Origin of the sequence: Ewingella americana, from assembly GCF_006438725.1 — a bacterium.
Taxonomy (GTDB): domain Bacteria; phylum Pseudomonadota; class Gammaproteobacteria; order Enterobacterales; family Enterobacteriaceae; genus Ewingella; species Ewingella americana_A.
Genome location: NZ_RCZD01000038.1, coordinates 1 through 605 on the forward strand (window position 1 = coordinate 1; position 605 = coordinate 605).

At 58.2% G+C, this 605-nt stretch carries 1 protein-coding gene; it reads right to left on the reverse strand.

Features of this window, described 5'->3' with window-relative positions; genetic code table 11:
* Nucleotides 1-589 (reverse strand): signal peptidase I (gene lepB / locus EAH77_RS25045; RefSeq protein WP_140476155.1); only part of this gene is annotated, 589 nt, incomplete at its 3' end.
* Nucleotides 590-605: the final 16 nt, after the last annotated feature.

The following is a 605-nucleotide window of genomic DNA, read 5'->3' on the forward strand; positions in this document are numbered from 1 at the left end:
TGTCACCCATTACCCACAGGTTCCCGTCGGGAACGGTGACCGGACCGAAATACTTTCCTTGGCAGGGGATGCCGTTGCCGGGGATGCGATCGTCGATATACGGCTCCGCCAGCGGTTTGCCGTTCACTCTGAGCCCTTCGTCCTCGGACAGGCACTGTACGGTTTGGCCTCCAACCGCGACTACCCGTTTCACGAGGTCGTTTTCGTCCGGCGGGACCAAGCCGGCGATGGATCCGAGTCCCTGAAACGCGCGAACCACCGAATTGTCGGATCGAATGGATTGATACTCGTCGTTCCAGGATTCGGGTCCCTTGAACACGACCACATCCCCAGGTTGCGGATCCCCGAATCGATAGCTGATCCGCTCGACGAGGATCTTGTCTCCCGTGCAGCCGGTGCATCCGTGAAGCGTCGGTTCCATGGACTCCGACGGGATCAGAAATATGCGTCCGACGAAGTTCTGAATGACAACACTCAGCACAAGTGCGACGACAACGAGGATCAGAATCTCACGCCACAATGGGCGTTTTCTCGGGCGATCAGCCGTCGTCGATTCAGCCGAGTCTTTGTGGGCGTCGGATTCCGTCACACTCCCGACAATAGAT